Source organism: Sediminibacterium sp., from assembly GCF_019264485.1.
Lineage (GTDB): Bacteria > Bacteroidota > Bacteroidia > Chitinophagales > Chitinophagaceae > Sediminibacterium.
The window spans coordinates 162816-184544 of the sequence record NZ_JAHVAA010000007.1 but is presented as its reverse complement, the minus strand read 5'-3'; the positions used below and the strand labels follow the sequence as shown (position 1 = coordinate 184544).

19 protein-coding genes are annotated in these 21729 nt (G+C 40.7%); 11 read left to right on the top strand and 8 right to left on the bottom strand.

Annotated elements, in window-relative coordinates; genetic code table 11:
* The first annotated feature begins 63 nt into the window (after nt 1-63).
* Nucleotides 64-717 carry a DsbA family protein gene (locus tag KXJ59_RS05190; protein ID WP_295201898.1) on the top strand — a complete coding sequence of 218 codons (654 nt, stop codon included), beginning with the start codon at nt 64-66 and terminating at the stop codon, nt 715-717.
* 83 nt (nt 718-800) lie between these two features.
* Nucleotides 801-1922, top strand: coding sequence for an amidohydrolase family protein (locus KXJ59_RS05185; protein WP_295201896.1), 1122 nt, complete (start codon nt 801-803; stop codon nt 1920-1922).
* Nucleotides 1923-2004: 82 nt separating this feature from the next.
* Here KXJ59_RS05185 and KXJ59_RS05180 read toward each other — a convergent pair whose 3' ends face one another.
* The 5 genes from KXJ59_RS05180 to KXJ59_RS05160 form a co-directional block, all read right to left on the bottom strand.
* Nucleotides 2005-2226: a hypothetical protein gene (locus KXJ59_RS05180; protein ID WP_295201895.1), complete on the bottom strand. Its 222-nt coding sequence runs from the start codon at nt 2224-2226 to the stop codon at nt 2005-2007.
* A 143-nt stretch (nt 2227-2369) separates the two neighbouring features.
* Nucleotides 2370-2906, bottom strand: coding sequence for a DinB family protein (locus tag KXJ59_RS05175; protein ID WP_295201893.1), 537 nt, complete (start codon nt 2904-2906; stop codon nt 2370-2372).
* A 26-nt stretch (nt 2907-2932) separates the two neighbouring features.
* On the bottom strand, nt 2933-3313 hold the full coding sequence (locus KXJ59_RS05170; protein ID WP_295201890.1) for a VOC family protein: 381 nt from the start codon (nt 3311-3313) through the stop codon (nt 2933-2935).
* 18 nt (nt 3314-3331) lie between these two features.
* A complete protein-coding gene (locus tag KXJ59_RS05165) occupies nt 3332-3829 on the bottom strand; it encodes a hypothetical protein (RefSeq protein WP_295201888.1) in 498 nt (165 codons plus the stop codon).
* 33 nt (nt 3830-3862) lie between these two features.
* Nucleotides 3863-4372 (bottom strand): hypothetical protein, encoded by a 510-nt coding sequence (locus KXJ59_RS05160; protein WP_295201886.1) that lies wholly within the window; start codon nt 4370-4372, stop codon nt 3863-3865.
* 230 nt (nt 4373-4602) lie between these two features.
* On the opposite strand from KXJ59_RS05160, the gene KXJ59_RS05155 reads away from it, so the two are divergent.
* From KXJ59_RS05155 to KXJ59_RS05120, 8 genes are all read left to right on the top strand, one after another.
* A complete protein-coding gene (locus KXJ59_RS05155) occupies nt 4603-5016 on the top strand; it encodes a DUF5606 domain-containing protein (protein ID WP_295201884.1) in 414 nt (137 codons plus the stop codon).
* Between the two features lie 238 nt (nt 5017-5254).
* Nucleotides 5255-8155, top strand: a complete 2901-nt coding sequence (locus tag KXJ59_RS05150; RefSeq protein ID WP_295201883.1) for a glycoside hydrolase family 3 N-terminal domain-containing protein — start codon at nt 5255-5257, stop codon at nt 8153-8155.
* A 66-nt stretch (nt 8156-8221) separates the two neighbouring features.
* On the top strand, nt 8222-9964 hold the full coding sequence (locus tag KXJ59_RS05145; RefSeq protein ID WP_295201881.1) for a DUF4836 family protein: 1743 nt from the start codon (nt 8222-8224) through the stop codon (nt 9962-9964).
* A gap of 72 nt (nt 9965-10036) precedes the next feature.
* The gene (locus tag KXJ59_RS05140; protein WP_295201879.1) at nt 10037-10684 is read left to right on the top strand and encodes an ATP-binding cassette domain-containing protein; all 648 of its coding nucleotides are present in this window, start codon (nt 10037-10039) and stop codon (nt 10682-10684) included.
* An 8-nt stretch (nt 10685-10692) separates the two neighbouring features.
* Nucleotides 10693-11886: an FtsX-like permease family protein gene (locus KXJ59_RS05135; RefSeq protein WP_295201876.1), complete on the top strand. Its 1194-nt coding sequence runs from the start codon at nt 10693-10695 to the stop codon at nt 11884-11886.
* Nucleotides 11887-12118: 232 nt separating this feature from the next.
* Nucleotides 12119-12613: a hypothetical protein gene (locus KXJ59_RS05130; RefSeq protein ID WP_295201874.1), complete on the top strand. Its 495-nt coding sequence runs from the start codon at nt 12119-12121 to the stop codon at nt 12611-12613.
* Nucleotides 12614-13356: 743 nt separating this feature from the next.
* The gene (locus KXJ59_RS05125; protein WP_295201873.1) at nt 13357-14133 is read left to right on the top strand and encodes a sensor histidine kinase; all 777 of its coding nucleotides are present in this window, start codon (nt 13357-13359) and stop codon (nt 14131-14133) included.
* Nucleotides 14134-14148: 15 nt separating this feature from the next.
* On the top strand, nt 14149-14799 hold the full coding sequence (locus KXJ59_RS05120) for a response regulator transcription factor (protein ID WP_295201871.1): 651 nt from the start codon (nt 14149-14151) through the stop codon (nt 14797-14799).
* A 90-nt stretch (nt 14800-14889) separates the two neighbouring features.
* Here the strand turns inward: KXJ59_RS05120 and KXJ59_RS05115 are convergent, their stop codons facing one another.
* Complete coding sequence (locus tag KXJ59_RS05115; RefSeq protein ID WP_295201869.1) at nt 14890-15129, bottom strand: hypothetical protein; 240 nt, start codon at nt 15127-15129, stop codon at nt 14890-14892.
* Between the two features lie 189 nt (nt 15130-15318).
* Between KXJ59_RS05115 and KXJ59_RS05110 the strand changes: the two genes are divergently transcribed.
* Complete coding sequence (locus tag KXJ59_RS05110) at nt 15319-17643, top strand: two-component regulator propeller domain-containing protein (RefSeq protein ID WP_295201868.1); 2325 nt, start codon at nt 15319-15321, stop codon at nt 17641-17643.
* A 5-nt stretch (nt 17644-17648) separates the two neighbouring features.
* Here the strand turns inward: KXJ59_RS05110 and KXJ59_RS05105 are convergent, their stop codons facing one another.
* Complete coding sequence (locus KXJ59_RS05105) at nt 17649-18263, bottom strand: hypothetical protein (protein ID WP_295201866.1); 615 nt, start codon at nt 18261-18263, stop codon at nt 17649-17651.
* Between the two features lie 27 nt (nt 18264-18290).
* On the bottom strand, nt 18291-21677 hold the full coding sequence (locus KXJ59_RS05100) for a methylmalonyl-CoA mutase family protein (protein ID WP_295201864.1): 3387 nt from the start codon (nt 21675-21677) through the stop codon (nt 18291-18293).
* Nucleotides 21678-21729: the final 52 nt, after the last annotated feature.

Below are 21729 nucleotides of genomic sequence, written 5' to 3'. Positions count from 1 at the left end.
TATTTTTCCCAAATCTGAGATCTGCCATCAGACATCCTAAAATCTCCTGCTTACCTTTGCCACATGACTCCAACACTTTTCTATTGTTACGATGCCTATTGCGGCTGGTGCTATGGGTTTAGTCCGGTGATGAAACAGGTTCAGGAGGCTTTTCCTCAATTGCCTGTTGAAGTATTATCCGGTGGAATGATTTTGCCCGAAGAACCTGTATCCATTGCTGCTACCGCCGGTTATATCCAGAAAGCGTATAAAACAGTGGAAGAATATACAGGTATTAGATTTGGCCCCGACTATTTATGGCATATCAATAACCCTGATCTGAGCGACTGGTTTCCGCATTCAGAAAAACCTGCCATTGCCCTGTGTATTTTTAAAGAATTTTATCCCGATAAACAGGTAGCATTCGCTTCCGATCTTCAATACGCTTTACATTTTGAGGGACGCGACCTTACAGATGATGAAGCCTATCGGCACCTGTTGGAGAAATACAGCATCCACCCCGAAACTTTTTATAATAAACTGAAAAGTGAAGAATACAAAGAACAGGCCTATTATGAGTTTTCTCTGGTGAAACAATTGCAGGTGAGCGGTTATCCCTGTGTACTCTTACAGGTTAATGAATCGAAATTTCATTTACTCGCACGCGGATTTACCGATTACGAAACCCTGAAAGCCAGACTGAACAATGTGTTGAAAGAGCTGAGCCAGGACAAGTGATTTTAGAAAAAAACGTTAAGATATAAGGACGGCGATTCCGTTTCCGCTGCACTCAATAGTTTTCCTGTTCAAACCCAATACACATGAAGCATTTTTTTACGATTCTTTTATCTCTTTTCTCTTATGCTGCACTGGCACAAAATGCCAGTATGGATTTTGAAAAATATGAACCCAAGAGCAACCTTGTTGTTCCGGAACATAAAACCACCAAAGCCAAATTTCCATTTATTGATGTTCACAACCATCAGTTTAGTATGCCTACGCAGGATGTAAAAGCATTACTCAAACAAATGGACGACCTGAATATGCGGGTAATGGTAAACCTGAGTGGCAGAGGATTTAAATCGGTAAACGGACAATTTGGTTTACAGGACCCACAATACCTTGCAGATGCCATCGCCAATGCAAAAAAATCGACCCCGAACCGCATCATTCATTTTACCAATGTTTCTTTTATTGGTGTGGGAGAAGCGGGCTGGGCCGAAAAAGCAGTAAAAGAACTGGAAACTGATGTAAAAGCCGGTGCCAATGGTTTGAAAGTGTATAAAAACCTGGGCTTCTCTTTTAAAGACAATACTGGTAAATTATTACGCATTGATGATCCAAGACTGGACCCCATCTGGGCCAAATGTGGTGAACTAAAAATACCCGTGCTCATTCACAGTGCCGATCCAGAACCATTCTGGCAACCACTGGATGATAAAAATGAACGCTGGTTGGAACTGGCAACACGTCCCGACAGAAAACGCAGCAATACAGATCCGGCTCCCTGGTCTGATCTGATTCAGCAACAACACAATATCATTAAGCGACATCCCAAAACAAATTTTATTGCCGCCCATTTTGGATGGTATCCGAATGATCTTGGTAAACTCTCAAGCCTCCTGGATGCCATGCCCAATATGTATGTTGAATTTGGTGCCGTCATTGCAGAACTCGGTCGTCAGCCAAGAATGGCAAAAGCTTTCTTCGATAAATACCAGGACAGGATCATGTTTGGAAAAGACAGTTGGGTACCCGATGAATATCCTACTTATTTCAGGGTGTTGGAAACTACTGATGAATATTTTCCTTACCACAAAAAATACCATGCATTCTGGAAAATGTATGGCATGGGTTTGAGTGATGAAGTATTGAAGAAAGTGTATTACAAAAATGCGCTGCGCGTAATTCCAAATATTGACAAGACATTGTTTCCAGATTAACCCTTAATACATAAGCCACAGATTCACATCCGCCTGGGGCGGATGTGAATCTGTGGCTTAGAAAATTGCAGCTATTTATTATTTATTCTTCCAGCAAAGGGTTTCGTTCTTTTTTTCTGAAACGCTTAAACGGGTCATCCGGTAATAACAGGCATAGGCCTTCATAAGAAAATACAGTCAATAGAATTGCCCCGATAAATTCAAACTTATCCACTTTAGGCAATAAGAAAAAACAGATCAACAAGCCAACAAGTAAAATAAGTATTATTAGACCTGGTGTTGATATAGTTTTCAGCTTCTTCATATGATAAATATAATACAACCTTTATTCAATTTATGTTAAAATAAACGGCTCTGCGATGATCTCCATTTCCTCCTGTTCTCTGCGGTGAACTTACTCGAATATTCACCGCAGAGAACAGGAGGACACAGAGGATTCCGCAGGGACTAAAATAGTTTCTCGGCCGGAGGTGTTACTCCCTGAAAACGAATGTAAATGGTACACTGCCCGCGATGGTGTGTCTGGTGTTCGTGAGCCTTCAAAATCCAACTTAATCTTGATTCATTAAAATTACCACGTTTTATCAGCTCACTCAGTTTGGAAACATCCATTTCTTTAATACCCGCAATGGCAAAATCATACGCCGCATTTACATAATAACTTACCGAATCTTTTGTTTGTGCCGTTGCAGAACGCTCCATATTGTAGCCGGGATAAATTCTTGTTTTACCCGTTCCATTGGCACTCAACCCAATGGTTCCCTGTGCCAGATGAAGCATCTGTTCAGAAAAACTACGGATACCCTCAACCGGCTTAACCGTGTATTTATCTGCAGGCATGGCAGCCAGGTATTCAGCAGTATAAACTTTTGCTCTTTCCCAGTCTTTAATTAACTGTGCTTTTAAAGAGTCGTTGTTAAACTGTGCATTTGAATGCTGAATCAGCAAAAAAAGTACGCTACAAATAGCAATCATTTTTTTCATAGTGTTGGTATTGTTTAATTAAAATTTTACTGAGGTACGTTGTGCAATGCCACCCGGTTTCCTTCGCTGTCTAAAAAAACTGCCATACAACCATACTCAGGTGATATTTCCATTTTAGGAACCAGTATTTTTCCGCCTGCGGCTTCAACCCTGTCCAACACAATCTGTACATCCGGATTGCCATTCAGGTACACCAATGGCCCATGTGTTTCCGAAGGCTGATGAAAACCACCACTGTCGCATAAAGCCCCTGCTATTGAATCCGGACTGTCTACAGGAAACATCCGCATTTTAATATTCGGAAAATCAAGCGGAATCATACTGAATTGAAAAATCGCTTCATAAAAACGTTGGGCGCGATCAATATCCGTAACCGGAATTTCGAACCAGCTAATGGCATGTTGCATGGTTAATGGTTGTTTAGGTTATAGTTTGGTTTTTGTTTCTTTCAGCCCTTTACTTTTCAAATACTCCAGCAGTTCTTTTGCATCTTCTCCACCACGCATTGCATGGTGTAATAAAGTAAGTCCGTGCGGACCTCTTGCAAATACATAAGAAGGAAATGCTTCGAGATAAGGTTTAACAATATTTGTTTTACCCAACATCGTTAAAACAAATAGGTTGGTACGCGCTCCTTTATCAATTAAAAAGTTGGCTATTTCTTTATTACCTACATGTCCGGCACCTTCGAGTGCTGTTTCAAAATCGCCACCGCCCAGGTCATGCGCAGCATATACCAAAGTGGGTTGTTCTGCATACAACTGTTTTACTTTCTCCAGGTTATTATGACCGGCACCCACAAAATCCATGATCAGTTGCTTGTCGAGCTGAGGTGGTCTGTCCATCTGACCCATTACTGTTGAAGGCACGTAAAGCGCAGCGGCGCCTACAGAAAAAGTTTTTAAAAAATCTATACGTTCCATAATATAGGTTACGCAGCACTTCTGCGTAAAAGTTTATTGTTTACGACGATATTCGAGGTCAAAATCTGTTTTCCAGCTTTGTCCACCATCTGTTGAACTTTCTCCGTGCTGACGAACCTTATCTTTTGATAAGGGTGTAAAAGTCATTCGCATAATCCTGAAACTTTGGTTGGGTAACGGAATCTTTTCCGTCTGCATAATCATCGATCCATTTTCAAAACGCCCGTTCAGGTATTCGGTAACACCACCACTATTATCAACCCAATATTGTTGCCATTTGGCTTTGGCGCCATTATAGGCATTAAAACTTTTTCCGCTGGAGCCTCCTGCCGACTGCCAGTTTTCGAGCAGTACACAACTATCGAGTAATCTTTCCACTTTGCTGGTACCTGCCTGTTGTCCGTTGGTGGCAAATACATCCCATTCACCTACCCAGAAATCAAATTGCCGGTACACGGGCTGATCGGCACAGCGGGGGCGTTGAGCATTTTGTGCGAATGTGAAAAAGGGGAATAAACAGAGAATCAGAAGAACTTGTTTCATAGCAGCAGTTTCACTAAAGACAAAAGCATGCAATTCAATAACGCATCGTCTGTCACAAATTATAACCTCCTGTCGACGAATCCTACCGCTGAGGAACTATTTTGATAACCGGTAAAAACTGAAGGGTCATATATACAGAAATGAAAATGCAGGAACCTGCAAGCCAATCTAATTTCCTTGATTTAGTCTAACCCTTTTTCCCTTACTTTGCAGCCCTAATAATATTGTATATGGAATATAGTAAACTGATATCCATCACTGGTCTCAGCGGTTTGTATGAAATGGTTGGCAGCAAAACAGATGGTGCCATTGTTCGTTCTCTCGACGATAAAACAACCAAGTTTGTGAGCAGTCGTGTGCATAATTTCTCACACCTCGAAAGCATAGAAGTATACACCGTTCGTGAGAATATCAACCTCGTGGAACTGTTTCAGGCTATGGCCGCAAACAAAGCAGCATTGCCTGCCGAGAATGATCCGAAAGCAGTTAAATCCTATTTCGAGAAAGTTTATCCCGATATGGATTTCACCCGTGTGTATGCCAGCGACATGAAAAAAATGGTAAAGTGGTTTGGTATACTAAAAGCCAATAATGTAGAGCTGAAAATAACTGAAGAAGAAAACGAAGAAGAAACTGAAGCCTGATTATTCAATCAACATCTTAAAAACCGCACCTGCAAAGTGCGGTTTTTTTATTCCGCTCATTAGGCCTGTCATAATCCTCCCTTTAGATTTCAAAAACCGCAAAAAACCGCAAGATTAAACAGAATCCTTACCTTGTGGGCTGAACCGGGCTATATGAAATGAGCCGTAACAAAGTTTGTTATTAAAAGAAATGTTTATCGGCGAATTCCATGTGACCAAAATCAACAGAAATACACAAATGAAAAGAAGCATTCTTTCTGTCTTATTTTCCCTTTTCCTGAGTGGCTTATCAGCCCAGCAGTTTTATGAACATACTCCTGCTGCCGATAAATGGGTAAGAAAACAATTCCGCAAATTGTCGAAAGACCAACGTATTGCCCAGTTAATGATTATCAGGGCACATAGTAACCTGGGACCAGATCATGTAAAAGAAGTAACCGATCTCATTAAAAAATACAATGTGGGCGGTCTTTGTTTTTTTCAGGGCGGACCGGTTCGTCAGGCTACACTCACCAATTTTTATCAGCGCATTGCCAAAACACCATTAATGATTGCCATTGATGGCGAATGGGGACTGGGTATGCGCTTAGACAGTGTCATTAATTTTCCCCGTCAGCTGATGATGGGCGCTGTTCCTGATGCAAGGCTTATATACCAGTTTGGACTGGCTGTGGGGGAGCAGTGTAAGAGAATTGGTATCCATGTAAACTATGCTCCGGATATCGACATCAACAATAACCCAATGAACCCTGTCATCAACGACAGAAGTTTTGGAGAAGATAAATACAAAGTAGCACTGTTTGGTGTGCAGTATATGAAAGGTATGCAGGATAAGGGCGTGATGGCCTGTGCCAAACATTTCCCGGGTCATGGCGATGTAAGTGTTGATTCACATTACGATCTTCCGGTGATCAATAAATCGCGTGCAGAACTTGATCAGCTTGAATTATACCCTTTCCGCGAATTAATTAAAGCGGGTGTGGGAAGTATGATGATTGCTCACCTGGCTATTCCATCTATCGATACCACGGCTAACCTGCCCACTTCATTGTCTGTTAAAAATGTAACCGATCTTTTGCGTAATGAACTGGGGTATCAGGGTATTTCTTTTACCGATGCATTGGAAATGCAGGGTGTTGCCAAATTTTTTCCCAAAGGAGATGCTTCTGTGATGTCGCTTATTGCAGGCAATGATATGCTTTGCTTACCCGGCGATATTCCCGGCAGCATTGCCAAAGTAAAACAGGCCATCAAAGAAGGCAAGCTTAGCTGGGACGATCTCAATGCCCGTGTTAAGAAAGTATTACTCGCTAAATACCACCTCGGACTGAATAAAAAACAGGTCATCTCAACAGAAAATATTGCTGCAGACCTCAATGCAAAAACAGAGGAGATTAAAAAAGCGCTTGCTGCCAATGCGCTCACCGTGTTACGCAAAACCAATGACAAACTCTTACCCCTTCTTGCAAAAAAAGTGGCGTATGTGGGTTTGGGAATTGATAAAAGCAACCAGTTTGCCACCCGTATACAGCAACAATTGAATGCAGATGTTTTTTTCTTTGAAAACAAAGACAATGAAGAAAAAGCAGCAAAAATTTTACAGCAGTTAGACCAATACGAAGCAGTGGTAGTAGGCTTTCACAACTATAGCCGTAGACCGGCAAACCAGTTTGGACTAAGCAAAAACAGCCTCGACCTGCTGAACAAATTGCAGAAAAACAACAGCATCACATTTGCATTCGGCAACCCTTATGCGGTTCAGTACATCTGTAATGCCGGTAATCTCGTGGTTTGTTATGAAGACGATGCCATTACGCAGGATGCAGCAGCCGATCTGTTATTTGGAAAAATAAATGCCAAAGGAAAATTACCTGTTACTGTTTGTGAAGCATTTCGTTTTGGAGATGGCATCGTGTACAACAATATGCTGCCACTTGCCACACCAGAATCTGTTGGTCTCAACAGCGATTCATTGCATAAGATTGAAACCATTGCCAAAGCTGCTATCGACAGCGGCGCTACACCCGGAATGGTAGTGCTGGTTGCAAAAAACGGCAAACTGGTGTACCAGCGGTCTTTTGGTCATGTAAATACCGATCGTAAAGTACCCATGACCAACGATATGGTATTTGACCTTGCATCAGTTACCAAAATTTCTGCTACTACTGTTGCAGTCATGAAGCTTTACGAAGAAGGAAAAGTAGACCTTAATAAAACACTGGGCGATTATTTATCCTGGGTAAATGGCAGCGATAAAGCTTCACTGAAGCTGAAAGATATTTTATTGCACCAGGCAGGATTAAATCCATTTATTCCTTTTTACCGTGAAGTAATTGATACCGCAACCGGACAGCCTTCTCCACAATATTTTGTACAGGTTCCTACAGCACAGTTTTCACACCGTGTGGCGGAAAACTTATACCTCCGTAACGACTGGCATGATACCATGTATGCACGTATCCTGAAAAGCAGGTTAACGGCGCAGGGAAAATATGTGTACAGCGATAATGATTTTATTTTCCTCGGCAAAATTGTAGAAGCTGTCAGCGGTATGTCTTTAGACAGTTATGTACGTAAAACATTTTATGAACCCCTTGGCATGACCACAACTGGTTTTAAGCCACGTGAAATAATGCCACTGAGTACATTGGTACCTACTGAAATAGAAGCCCATTTCCGCAGACAGCAGATGCATGGCGATGTGCATGATGAAGGTGCTGCCATGTTTGGCGGTATTGCAGGTCATGCCGGTTTATTCAGCAGTGCTTATGACCTTGCTAAATTATACCAGTTATTACTCAATGGTGGTGAATTAAACGGTGTACGCCTGCTTACTAAATCAACCATTGATCTGTTTACCGCTTACAGCAGCGATATCAGCCGGCGCGGACTTGGTTTCGACAAACCCGAAAAAGACAATGCCACGCGTAAAGAGCCATATCCTTCATTAAGTGTATCTGCCGCTACTTTTGGTCATACCGGTTTTACCGGCACCTGTGTTTGGGTGGATCCGGAGAAGCAACTGGTCTATATTTTCCTCTCCAGCAGGGTTAATCCTACCCGAAACGACAATAAACTGGGGCGGTTGAATGTGCGTCCAAACATACAGGAAGCCATTTATGGAGCTATAATGAAGTAAAACCAGATTTCTGGTATATTTCGCCAACAGACTATAACTTCGTATGCTATAATATAATATAAGCATATGAAGTCTGCTCTGCGTTACATTCTGCCCGTGACCTTATTGATGGTCATTTTCACTTCCTGTTCCAACAAAGGACCCAAGGAAGCTGCCTTAATTCCAAAAACTGCCAGTGCTGTCATTGTACTCGATCCGGGTGCCATGCAGGATAAATTAACTTCAGGAGGAATCAGTGTTGATACCCTCTTCAGCCGCATTTTCAAGAATGATTCTTCAGATACCGAAGACAGAAAAAAATTAGACGACTTCAGAAATAATGCAGGCATCGACTGGAAAAAGCAACTCTTCTTTTCCTTTTCACAAAAAGGCGATCAAAAAGATGGCAATACTACCATCATGAATGTAATGGGCGGATTGTCGGATGCAGCCAAGTTTGAAAGCTGGCTGAAAGCACAAAAAGAATTTGCTTCAAAAACCATCACCAAAGAAAAAAACCATTCCTATTTCCTTACAGATGATAATACAGCACTTTCCTGGACAGATAAAAATGTAATCGTTACGATTTATAAACATATTCAGATGGCAAGTGATGTTCCTTATGATACAGTAAATATGGAATTTAAAATTCCTGAAAAGAAAAATGTAGAAGCAGACCTGAAAAAAGAAGTGGGTTCCTATTACAGTCTCGAGAAAGATGCATCTATGGCAGGTGTTTCAGCATTTACCAATATGTTTAAAGACAAGGCAGACGGTTATGTATTCAGTTCATCGAACAGTTCACTGGGTGCATTAAGTATGTTGCCATTATCGCTTCCGAAAGTGGAAGAGTTAATGAAAGATAATTACTCTACAGCTACACTGAGTTTTGAAGCAGGCAAGATTGTGGCTAAATCTGCTACCTACACCAACCCTGTTGTAAGTAACATACTAAAAGAATATGCAGGCCCTACTGTAAACCTCTCTATGATTGAAAGATATCCGTCTGACAAAATCAATGGCTTTATGCTGGCTTCTTTTAATCCTGAAATATTCGGCGGTTTCCTGAAACAACTTGAAATGGAAGGACTGATCAATGGCAGGTTAGAAAAAGCAGGATTTACTTTACAGGATCTTTATAAATCTTTAAAAGGCGAAATCGCAGTAGTTGTATCAGACCTTGGTTTTAGTCAGCTTGAACCTCACCAAAAAACGGATGAGGAGGATATGACGAAGAAAAAACCATTGGGTAAAATGATTTTCAATGCCCCTGTTGGCGATAAAGCCAGCTTCACCAAAATGATGGATAAAGTTGCCGAACTGGGTTATATCCGTAAAGAAGGAGCTACTTATAAAAGCGGTGAGCTCATGAGTATGCTGGGTATATATATGCTGGCCGATGAGAAAAACCTGGTCATTGCCAGCGACTCATTAACCTATGCACAGTATATGTCAAACAAAAGTCAGGCAGTTATTAATACCGATGTACTCAATCGCTTTAAAGGAAAATCAACCGTCTTTTATTTCGACATTGCCAATACCATCGGAGGCTTTATGAGTAGTAGCAGCACAAGCGACTATAACAGGTCGATGAAAACTGCCAAAGAAACTTTTAAAGATATTATTGGTTCATCTGATAATTTCGACGGCAAAAGCGTGAAAGGTGTTTTTGAAATACGTATGCAGAATGAAAAACAAAACAGCCTTGTTACACTTACCAGTCTGCTTACAGATATTGCTGTAGACATGCGAGTAGCATCAAAAAAACAAAAAGAACTCGAGGAGAAAATGTTCCCTGGCGGAATACCTGCCATCATCCGAACCAATTAATTGAAATTATTATAGCAAAAAAGTCCTGCCATGGCAGGACTTTTTCTTTGGTTTGAAAAATTAATTCAGGCTATGACCATCTCGCTTCATGAAGTAGTACCGGTTCCATTAAAAGAAAAATTACTGCAACAGGTATCGGGTATCTGGAACAGTGATATTGTATTTACCGCCCCCGAATGGATCAAGATTAAAGCGCCAAGTGGAACAGGGAAAACCACTTTTATCCATTCGCTGTATAAAATGAGAACCGATTATACGGGTATCATTAAATGGGGTGAACGCGATATCAACAGTTTAGCAGCTGAAGAGCTGGCTGTTTATCGTCAGCAGAAAATCAGTGTTGTTTTCCAGGATCTCCGATTGTTTCCTAATCTTACTGCATTTGAAAATATAGAACTGAACAGGGTTTTACAAACTGTGTATTGCGAAAAAGAGCGGATCACAGAAATGGCGCAGGCACTGGGTGTTGAGCATATCATGCATCAGCCGGCTGTACGCTGCAGTTATGGTGAGCAGCAACGTGTGGCTATTATACGTGCACTGGTTCAGCCATTTGAATGGCTTATCATGGATGAACCCTTTAGTCATTTAGATAAAACAAATGCCGGCAAAGCAGCTGCACTTATTGCCGAAGCCTGTAAAGAAAGAAATGCCGGCATCATCATTACCGATCTGCACGACGATGATCATTTTGCGTATTCAAGGAAATTTATCTTATAAAGATTCTTATGAAAGGATTGAATATACTGCTGCGAAAACTCATTAAAACCGGTGCCGGTCGTATCCGTTTTGCTATGGCCATTGTTGGTTTGTCAATAGCCATGATACTGATTCTTTCAGCTGTTCAGTTACAAAGCAATTACAATGAATTATTGAGCGGAAGCGGTAATCGCGACAGTATTGCCAATTTTCTTGTGGTTAATAAAATACTGACAGACCGGAACCTGAAAAATACCACCCTTTCAGAAGCCGAGATTCAGGATATAGGGTCGCAAAGTTTTACCGATGCTGTGGGCATTTTACACAGTAGCCGGTTTAAAGCATCCATTCAAAGCAGCAGCGCACAGTTTCCTTTTTATACCGATATCGCGTTTGAAAGTGTACCCGACAGTTTCCTTGATGTAAATACAAAAGAATGGTACTGGGATGAGTCAAGCAATTTCGTTCCCATCATTGTACCGGGAATGTTTTTAGACATTTATAATTTTCAGTTTTCTTTATCACAGGGGTTACCGCAGCTGACAAGGGATGTAGTGAAAATGATTTTCTTTCAGGTAAACCTCTATGATGAAAATGGCGGGGTACACAGCATGCGTGGAAGGGTGGTTGGTTTTAGTGACAGGGTATCATCCTTACTTGTTCCGCAATCTTTTATGGACTGGGCCAATCAACAATATGGTACTACAGGAAATAAAGCGCCGTCAAGAATAATTATTCGTACAAAAGATCCCGGCAATCCTGATTTGGTACGTTACCTGAAAGAAAAAAACTTAGCTACTGATCAGGATAAAACAAGATTCAGCAGGTACAGACAGGTAGTAGAGATGGTGGTAAATATTTCGGGAGTAACGGGTTTACTGATGCTGTTATTTGCAGTTTTAATTTTTACACTTTTTATCCAGTTAACCATCAGTTCCTGTAAAGAAGAGATAAAATTATTGCTGACACTGGGCGCTTCTCCCAAACAATTATCGCGTTTTTTGATGCGGCAATTTTTCCCATCCAATATCATTATTATTATACTATCACTTGCAATCGTTTGCATGTTGCAATACCTGGCTTATAGGGTTTTAGCGGGTCAGCAAATCTATATTTCTCCCTATATTTCTATGTTTTCTGTTTTGACTGCCTTGTTTATTCTCATTTTTATAGGGTTAGTTAATTTTATCAACATCAGAAAACACATTAATTATACTTACTAAATATCATGATAATCATTTAATTATAAAGACTAATTAAAAATATACGGTTAAAACACTGTGCTAAAATTCAGTGAAAAAACGGAACAGAATTCAGTGATTAAATAGTGCTAACCTGAGAAAAAAAGCAGAACTTTGTACATGATAGGATTAAGTAATTGGATAAATCCCTATCGCAGAACTTGTAATACCCATTCAAACAAACCTTGGTCAAACCTATTTAAAAACAGATTAGATGAAAAAGTTTCAAATCTTAGGCACAGTTTTACTGCTGTCAGTTGTTACCACCCTTCTGGTAGCCTGCCAGAAAGAACAGGATGGTGTTACAAACGAGGCAAGCGCAAAATCAGAAGAATCAATAGTTGCTGTTGAAGTAAATGCTGCAAATATTCCTGGAATGATTTCTAAGGATGCAGCTGCATCAATGGCAGCAGAATATGCAAAACTGTTTAGTAACAGCCGCAATACTAAGTACACTCAATCAGTAACTTTTGACATTAAAGATCTTCAGAATTTTCTTTCTGTTTTGAAACGCAAGGGTGGCAAGAGTGTAACCGTAAACTTTGGTGTTTACAATGAAAAAACAGCTCACGATCCTTCTCAAGTTGGTAGACTAACCGTTTTCTTTACAGGATCTAGTCAGGCGAGAGGAAATATTCGCAACTCAGACATTTCAGATATATTATCTAGAGTTGAGGAATTTTTGAACGGGGGGCAACTGGTACCATAACATTATACATGATTAAAGTAGTCGGTCAGTTAGTATAATAATCAACTGCCGACTACTTTAAGAGAGTTTATTTAAATAGCTATATCATGCTTTTGATATAGCTTATTTTTTATACCTAATGTGCTTTATATGAATATTAGTAATTACGCTGAACTTTTCGCATTACTTGTATCCATTATTTTATTCAAAAATCTATTAAAGCACCCATTCTATATATATTTTATCCCCTTTTTAGCGATTACATGTATAGTTGAAATATATGCAATCGGGAAAGACCGTGCGCTAAAAGATATTCTATATAATTACTTTTTTGCGTTTGAATTCTTTTTTTACTCTTTTATATTCTATCAAAACCTACAACTCCCCAATCTAAAAAGGCTGGTGAAAATTCTTTTTTTTATTTACATTATTGCGTTCATTGTTAATCAGTTATTTGGTCAGGGGTTTTATGAATACAATAGATATACCTATATATTAGGCTCTTTCATAATGGTTACATTTGTTTGTTTCTTTTTCTATGAGGCTATACTTCCAAACACTTTACATACAAACCTTTTACAAAAGCCTATTTTTTGGGTTGCAACTGGTCTCCTTTTTTTTTACCTAGGAACAGTAATTATACATGCCATGATTCAATTTTTAACCAACGGTCCATTAAAAAAACAAGCAATCCCTATTTTTCAATCCATTGTTCACAGTTTGAACATAATTTTATACGGTTCCTTTAGTTTAGCGTTTATATTATGCAGACACAAGAAGACGTCCTCACCACAATTATAATAGCTTCCGCTTTCCTGGTGCTTATAGGATTTTTTTTATTGCTTATCGTATTTATTTTTTTACGCCGTCAACGAAAGTATCAGCAGGAACGTGATGAAATGAAAAACAGGTTTGAGCAGACCATCCTTAAATCGCAATTAGAGATACAGGAACAAACATTCAGCCATATCAGTCGTGAGATTCATGACAATATTGGGCAGGTATTAAGTTTGGTTAGACTAAACATGAGTAGTTTTTCAGATATTGCCGATCAAGAAAAACTGGAACATACGGATGATCTGCTGGGAAAAGCCATTAAAGATCTCAGGGACCTGAGCCATAGCTTACAAACCAACCGTATTCAGGATATTGGTATTGTAGAATCGATCAGGCAGTTACTGGGCAATCTCCAGAAAAGTGGTCGTTACCAAACAGACCTTCAGATTGTGGAGAATTTCACAGGCATCGATAAGAATACAGACCTGATCATGTTCAGGATGGTACAGGAAATCATCAATAATATCATGAAACATGCCAAAGCTGACCATATTTCTGTTGATATTGAAGGAAATGAGAATGAAGCCAAACTCACCATTACAGATAATGGCATAGGGTTTGACATGGAGAAATTTAAAACAGCCGGTCCGGGCATTGGTTTGCAGAACATTTTTAACCGGGCTAAAATGATAAATGCCACTGTTGATATAAAAAGTGAGCCCGGAAACGGAACAGCTATTATATTGCAGGCGAAATCCAAATAATACCAACCAATTAATATGACTTTTGTAGCATTAGTGGACGACCATGAATTACTACGCAGCGGGCTGGCCTCGATGATCAATTCATTCGATGGCTTTAAGGTAATTATGGAAGCCGGCAACGGTAAAGAGTTCATTGAGGCATTAAAGACCAATAAACCACCAGCCATTGTATTACTGGACATTAACATGCCCATGATGGATGGTTTTGAAACGGCAGAGTGGATTAAAGCCAATTTACCGGAAACCCGTATTCTCGTTCTGAGCATGCTCGAAAACGATATAGCCATCATACGTATGCTTAAAAACGGTGCCCGTGGTTATCTGCTCAAAGACAGCAAACCAAAAGTATTTAAACAGGCACTGGAGAATATCCGCGATACCGGGTACTTTATCAACGAACTCGTGAGCGATAAACTGATGCATTATATCAGCAACGAAGACTCTTTCCTGGGTGATGGCTCTCCCCTGAGCAGTTTAACGGAGAATGAAACCATTTTCCTTCAATGGATTTGCAGTGATAAAACCTATAAGGAAATTGCAGAAGAAATGCATATCAGCCCCCGTACTGTAGATACTTACCGCGATAACCTGTTTAAAAAACTGGATATCAAAACACGTGTTGGTCTTGCTATTTTCGCCATTAAACATGGAATTGTAAGCATCTGATAAAATCGCTACCCCTTATTTTTTAATCCAGTTCAGGAATCTTGTCTGCAGATGAAATATTCAATCAACCAATGGTTGTATTGAACTGATTTATTTTTCTATAAAGCCTATTACAAAACGACCTTCCTCCTCATAATAATAAGTGTGCTTGTATTTATTATAACTGATCGGTGCTCCCAGTTTACGCATCATCGCTAAATAAGTAAAGAGGGTGGTAGTAGAACAATCAACCTTAACAGCCATTTCAGTTGGTTTTCCTGTACACTTTCTCGCAATGAGTTCGTCTATTTTCTTAAAAGTGTCAATTGCAATTCTGCTTTTGCTTTTCATAGCCGATAATTTTAACACCCAAAATAGAAAGCTTTATGATCGAAAAAACCCGTAGAAATACCTGATTTTTCTGTGAGAAGTTCGTGATAGAAATACCTGATACCTTCGCTTGACTCTCCTGACAGAATAGTTTTTAGTCTCCCCGTTTAACCATGTCATACATTCATACCAGATTTGCTAACTTTAATAATGGTTAGCCGCAAAATGAAGTCTTCCTTTCTTTCTCTTGTATTTCAATGGCTGCTTTGTATGATTGTATTCAATACCATCGAAGCCCAGACCCCTCCAATCGGACAATGGAGAGAACACCTTAATTATCAGCAAACCATTCAGGTAACAAAAGGCGATCGTTTATACTGCGCCACCACTCAGGCTCTTTTCTCCGTCAATGAAAAAGATGAAGTGGAGCGTTTTTCCAAAGTAACAGGACTCAATGATATTGGCATCAGCGCCATTGGATGGGATGATGTTAACGGACAGTTAGTGCTGGCTTATAACAATAGTAATCTTGATCTGCTGAAAGGCAGTATCGTTAAGAATATCAGCGATATCAAAAGAAGTACCATCAGCGGAGACAAATCCATACTGCATATTTATTGTACGAATGGTGTAGCCTACCTCTCAACCGGATTGGGTATAGTACTTGTTGATCTTACCCGTCTTGAAATAAAAGATACCTGGATCATAGGTAATAATGGATCGCAGGTAAAAACATATGCAACCGGTTTTTTCAATAACCGCTGGTATGCCGCTACGGAACAGGGTTTAAAATATGCACCCGCCTCTGCCGGCAATCTTGCCGATTACAGGAACTGGTTATCGGCAAGTGGTTCAGGAAATTTACCTGACGGTGCTTATCAGCATATCCTGTCTGTAAACAATAACCTTGTTGTTCAAAAAAACGATTCATTGCTTCTACTGAATGGTGCCAACTGGCAACTGCTTTATCACGATGCTGCCTGGCCCATTGTGAATGTAACGGCAAGTGGCAATCGTTTACTTATTTGTCAGCGAACCAATTCAGGAGCATCCCGTGTTATCATACTCAATACCAACGGTCAGGTTGAAAGAACCATCATGCAAAGTGGTGTTATTTCTTTCCCCCGTTCGGCCATCATCGACAATACCAATATTTGGATAGCAGACCGGTTTGGTGGGTTATCGCGTTTTGGGACGAGCGTTGATCGCTTTATACCAAACGGCCCGCCGGGAATAGCCACCGGCGAACTTCTGGCCACCGGAGCAACCATGTATGCGGCTGCCGGAAGTGTTAATGATGCATGGAATTATCTGTACAACCGCGACGGAGTGTTTCAGTTGAAAGACGATCGGTGGTCGTTCAGGGGTTACTTTAACAGCCCTGTTCTTGATTCTGTTTTTGATTTTATCACACTCACTGAAGACCCCCGTGATAAAAGCTTATGGGCAGGTAGTTATGGGGGTGGCCTGGTTCGATTCAGGGAATCATCGATACAACTGTTCAAACAACAGAACAGTAGCCTACGTGCCGCTGTGGGTGACCCTGGTAGCGTTCGTGTGAGTGGTCTTGCTTTCGACAGCCGCCAGCGTTTATGGATAAGTAACTATGGCGCTCCTCAGAATTTACAGGTGCGTAAACAGGATAGTACCTGGACCTCATTCAACATCCCTTTCATACACAATGAAAATGCAGTAGCCCAGATAGTGGTTGATGATCTTGACCAGTTATGGATTATGAGTCCAAAAGGCAATGGCGTATTTTGTTATAACCCGGGGTCAAATATTGACAATACGAACGATGACAGGTGGAAATATTACAGACAAGGTTCGGGTAATGGTAATCTCCCTTCAAATAATGTGTATTCACTGCTGAAAGATAAAAATGGATTTATATGGGTAGGAACAGACAGAGGTATTGGTATTATCCGTTGTCCGGAAACTGTTTTTGGAACAGGTGGATGTGAAGCCATTCAACCCATCATTCAACAGGATCAGCTGGCAGGTCTTTTATTCAGGGATGAAGTAGTGCAATGTATGGCAGTTGATGGTGTCAACCGTAAATGGGTAGGTACACGAAATGGCTTATGGCTTATTAGTTCCAGTGGCGATAAAATTATTTATCGCTTTACTGCAGAAAACAGTCCGCTGCTAAGTAATGATGTTCGTAAAATGAGTGTTGATCCGGTTACCGGAGAACTGTTTATCGCAACATTTAATGGCATCTGCAGTTTCAGAAGTACAGCCACAGAAGGTGGTGTTGACAATCAAAATATACGGGTGTTTCCCAACCCCGTACCTCCGGGTTATAACGGAACCATTGCCATACGCGGACTGGTAAATAATGCACTGGTAAAAATCACCGAGTTAAATGGAAGACTTGTTTACCAGACAAGGGCTTTGGGTGGACAAGCCATCTGGAACGGGAAAAATTATCTTGGAACTAAAGTAGCCAGCGGTGTATACCTCGTGCTGGTTCGCGATGACCAGGGATTGGAAAGAATTGCCACCAAAATTGTACTGGCCGGAGGGCGTTGATTCACTTATTGTTTTACATAATCATAGGTGCGCATTACAATAAATTTTTGCCCACTCTTCTCACCCGGGCCTACACGGTACATTACCTGACGCATTTTCCCAGTAGGTTTCGATCCTGTACTGTCTGTAGTAAATAATGGAAACCTGCGGGTCAGCACTCCTTCCATCAACATAAATTCATCATACCCTTTATACCCTTCACGCAGTTTCGGATCATCTACAATATCAGGAAATACAATCGGCAATACTGTGGTATTAGCTTCAGAGCTCACACACACAACCGTTCCTTTATTGAGGGTATCACCATTATAAATATACAAAACAAGATCAGGGAAATTATCGCGGTTAACATCATCTACTTCTGCACGGCGAACACGACCGTTGATTTCAAAACTAAAATCACGCATACTGTTATCAAACCCAATTGGCGATATATTAATCGTGTTTTTTTCTGCATTACGGTTATTACAAACCACTTTGTAACCAGCTTTACCAATTTTCATGGTAGAATCAAATTTTCGTGCAGGTTGCTGGGCATTTACCAGTGCAGGCAAACAGAAAAAAACCGAAAGTGTAATAAGCTGTAATTGAAAACGCATCTGATCAACATTATTAAACATACAATTTAGTAAATCTTTTCTGAAGCCTTACATATTACGCCTGTATTGTCCACCTACTTCATACAAAGCATGCGTAATCTGGCCCAGTGAACAGTATTTTACGGCCTCCATCAAAGCTTCAAACAGGTTACCATTTTGTCTGGCCGTTTGTTTTAAAGCAGCAAGTGTATCGGCAGATTTTGTTTGATTTCTTTTCCAGAATGCCTGCAGGTTTTGTATCTGCTGTTCTTTTTCTTCAGTCGTAGACCTGATCACTTCTCCCGGTAATATGGTGGGACTTCCTTTTTTATTGAGGAATGTATTTACCCCGATCAATGGAAGTTCGCCGGTATGTTTTAAGGTTTCATAATACAGGCTTTCTTCCTGTATTTTATTACGCTGGTACATTCTTTCCATGGCACCCAGTACACCACCTCTTTCACTGATTCTTTCAAATTCAAGCAAAACGGCCTCTTCTACCAGATCGGTGAGTTCTTCAACAGCAAAACTTCCCTGGATAAAGTTTTCTGTATTAGCAGAACCCAGTTCACGGTTAATAATCAGTTGTATGGCCATGGCCCTTCTCACACTCTCCTCGGTAGGTGTGGTAATTGCTTCATCGTATGCGTTGGTATGAAGACTGTTACAGTTATCGTAAATAGCATACAGCGCCTGCAATGTGGTTCTGATATCGTTAAAATCAATTTCCTGCGCATGCAAACTTCTTCCGCTTGTCTGAATATGGTATTTCAGTTTCTGTGAACGATCGTTGCCCTTGTATTTATGCTTCATCGATTTAGCCCAGATACGTCTTGCTACACGACCTATTACACTGTATTCCGGATCCATTCCATTACTAAAAAAGAAAGAGAGATTGGGTGCAAAATCGTCAATATGCATTCCACGACTCAGGTAATACTCCACATAGGTAAATCCATTGGCCAGTGTAAATGCCAATTGGGTAATAGGATTGGCCCCTGCTTCTGCAATATGATAACCACTGATGCTTACACTGTAAAAATTTCGCACTTTATGATCAATAAAATAAGACTGCACATCGCCCATCAGTTTCAATGCAAATTCTGTAGAGAAGATACATGTGTTTTGTGCCTGGTCTTCTTTCAGAATATCGGCCTGCACGGTTCCTCTCACCTGCGATAAGGCTTCGGTTTTAATATTGGCATATACATCTGCCGGTAATACTTCATCGCCCGTTAACCCGAGTAATCGAAGACCCAGTCCATTATTTCCTTCTGGTAATCTTTCGGGAGAAGACGGATTATAATAAACCGGTTTAGGTGCATGTTTGTATTTCTGTGCAAGCACTTCTTCTACTTTACCCCATAAACCATTTGCATCAATGTATTTTTCACAGAGCTGATCAATGGCTGCATTCATAAAAAAGGCCAGTACGATGGGTGCCGGACCATTGATCGTCATACTTACCGATGTTTTCGGATCGCAGAGATCGAAACCACTGTATAATTTCTTGGCATCGTCAACAGTAGCAATGCTGACACCGCTGTTTCCGATTTTCCCATAAATATCAGGACGTACCGCAGGGTCTTCCCCATACAGTGTTACGCTATCAAAAGCAGTAGATAACCTGATGGCGGGCTGACCCAAAGAAACATAGTGAAAACGCTTATTGGTACGCTCCGGACCACCTTCCCCTGCAAACATTCGTGTTGGATCTTCGCCCTGTCTTTTCAATTCAAACACACCTGCAGTATAAGGAAATGAACCCGGTACATTCTCCTGCAACTGCCAGCGAAGAATATCGCCCCAGTCTTTGTATTTGGGTAATACTACTTTGGGAATACGTGTTTTACTGAGCGATACTGTAGTGAGAGGCTGCCTGATAACTTTATCGCGCACTTTGTATTCAAAGAAATCTGCTTCGTATTGTTTTACCAGTGCAGGCCATTGTTCAATCAGTTGTTTGCAATCGGGATGAAACTGTTTTTCAAAAGATTGTTTCACTTCTTCCAGCCCTTTTGCCAGCTCTCCCTGTACTGATGATAAAGTACCATTTATCTGGTATAATTTACTGGCAATGGTTGTTTGTTCATTCACCCAGGTATCGTAAGAGCGGTTATTATCGGCAATTTCAGCCAGGTAGCGTACCCGTTTGGGAGGAATAATCTGCGATTTGGTAGTAGTTTCCTGCTGATTCGTTTCTTCTGCAAAATGACCGAGTGATATTTTTGTTTTCTGTTCAACCGTATGCATTATTTTTTCAAATAAAGCATTTACACCTGCGTCATTGAACTGGGCAGCGATGGTACCTACAATGGGTAATTCTTCATCTTTTGCTGTCCATAAATTATGGTTTCTTTTGTATTGTTTCCGAACATCATGCAGGGCATCCAATGCGCCGGCTTTATCAAATTTATTGATACATACTACATCTGCATAATCGAGCATATTGATTTTTTCGAGTTGTGAGGCGGCACCATATTCGGGTGTCATCACATACAAACTCACATCACAAAAATCAAGTATCGATGCATCACTTTGTCCTACACCTGCCGATTCCAGGATAATAAAATCAAACCCTGCCTCTTTACAAATATCAATAGCGTCCTGTACATGGGCACTGAGTGCGGTGTTGTCATCACGGGTTGCAAGACTGCGCATATAAGCACGCGGATGTGAAATAGCGTTCATCCGTATCCTGTCGCCCAACAAAGCACCACCTGTTTTCTTTTTAGATGGGTCAACCGAAATAACAGCAATGGTTTTGTCTTCCAGTAACTGTAGGTACCTTCTTACAATCTCATCTGTAACCGAACTTTTTCCCGCTCCACCCGTACCCGTAATACCCAATACCGGAATCCCTCCCAAACCTTGCTTCTTGTCCCCTTGTTCCTTGTTTTCTTGTTTCTTGTTTCCCTGTTCCTTGCCGGCGAGTCCATTCTCTGCATTAGTAATATGCCTTGCAATGGTGCGTATGTCTTTTACTTCTCCCAGTGTCATGGGTTGATTATAGACACCATTTCCATTCAAGCTAAAATCGCATTGTTGTATCACGTCTTCAATCATGCCTTCCAGTCCCATTTTTCTTCCGTCATCCGGACTGTATATTCTGGTGATACCATAGTGATGTAATTCCCTGATCTCTTCAGGTAATATGGTTCCACCACCACCGCCAAAGATTTTGATATGTCCGCAACCATTCTGATCCAACAGGTCGCGCATATATTTAAAAAACTCTACATGCCCTCCCTGGTAACTGGTTATGGCAATACCCTGTGCATCTTCTTCAATGGCACACTCTACTATTTCGGCCACACTTCTGTTATGACCCAGGTGAATAATTTCGGCTCCTTTCGACTGCAGAATACGCCGCATAATATTTATGGCGGCATCATGCCCGTCAAATAAACTGGCAGCTGTTACTATGCGTATTTTATGCTGGGGTTGGTACGACATATCCTTTCTTTTCACTGAATGGCAAATTTACGGCTTTCGGTCGAATGGTTAA

Coding starts and splice junctions, on each gene's coding strand:
- KXJ59_RS05190 (WP_295201898.1), top strand. CDS start 64: ATGACTCCAACACTTTTCTATTGTTACGATGCCTATTGCGGCTGGTGC.
- KXJ59_RS05185 (WP_295201896.1), top strand. CDS start 801: ATGAAGCATTTTTTTACGATTCTTTTATCTCTTTTCTCTTATGCTGCA.
- KXJ59_RS05180 (WP_295201895.1), bottom strand. CDS start 2,226: ATGAAGAAGCTGAAAACTATATCAACACCAGGTCTAATAATACTTATT.
- KXJ59_RS05175 (WP_295201893.1), bottom strand. CDS start 2,906: ATGAAAAAAATGATTGCTATTTGTAGCGTACTTTTTTTGCTGATTCAG.
- KXJ59_RS05170 (WP_295201890.1), bottom strand. CDS start 3,313: ATGCAACATGCCATTAGCTGGTTCGAAATTCCGGTTACGGATATTGAT.
- KXJ59_RS05165 (WP_295201888.1), bottom strand. CDS start 3,829: ATGGAACGTATAGATTTTTTAAAAACTTTTTCTGTAGGCGCCGCTGCG.
- KXJ59_RS05160 (WP_295201886.1), bottom strand. CDS start 4,372: ATGAAACAAGTTCTTCTGATTCTCTGTTTATTCCCCTTTTTCACATTC.
- KXJ59_RS05155 (WP_295201884.1), top strand. CDS start 4,603: ATGGAATATAGTAAACTGATATCCATCACTGGTCTCAGCGGTTTGTAT.
- KXJ59_RS05150 (WP_295201883.1), top strand. CDS start 5,255: ATGAAAAGAAGCATTCTTTCTGTCTTATTTTCCCTTTTCCTGAGTGGC.
- KXJ59_RS05145 (WP_295201881.1), top strand. CDS start 8,222: ATGAAGTCTGCTCTGCGTTACATTCTGCCCGTGACCTTATTGATGGTC.
- KXJ59_RS05140 (WP_295201879.1), top strand. CDS start 10,037: ATGACCATCTCGCTTCATGAAGTAGTACCGGTTCCATTAAAAGAAAAA.
- KXJ59_RS05135 (WP_295201876.1), top strand. CDS start 10,693: ATGAAAGGATTGAATATACTGCTGCGAAAACTCATTAAAACCGGTGCC.
- KXJ59_RS05130 (WP_295201874.1), top strand. CDS start 12,119: ATGAAAAAGTTTCAAATCTTAGGCACAGTTTTACTGCTGTCAGTTGTT.
- KXJ59_RS05125 (WP_295201873.1), top strand. CDS start 13,357: ATGCAGACACAAGAAGACGTCCTCACCACAATTATAATAGCTTCCGCT.
- KXJ59_RS05120 (WP_295201871.1), top strand. CDS start 14,149: ATGACTTTTGTAGCATTAGTGGACGACCATGAATTACTACGCAGCGGG.
- KXJ59_RS05115 (WP_295201869.1), bottom strand. CDS start 15,129: ATGAAAAGCAAAAGCAGAATTGCAATTGACACTTTTAAGAAAATAGAC.
- KXJ59_RS05110 (WP_295201868.1), top strand. CDS start 15,319: ATGGTTAGCCGCAAAATGAAGTCTTCCTTTCTTTCTCTTGTATTTCAA.
- KXJ59_RS05105 (WP_295201866.1), bottom strand. CDS start 18,263: ATGTTTAATAATGTTGATCAGATGCGTTTTCAATTACAGCTTATTACA.
- KXJ59_RS05100 (WP_295201864.1), bottom strand. CDS start 21,677: ATGTCGTACCAACCCCAGCATAAAATACGCATAGTAACAGCTGCCAGT.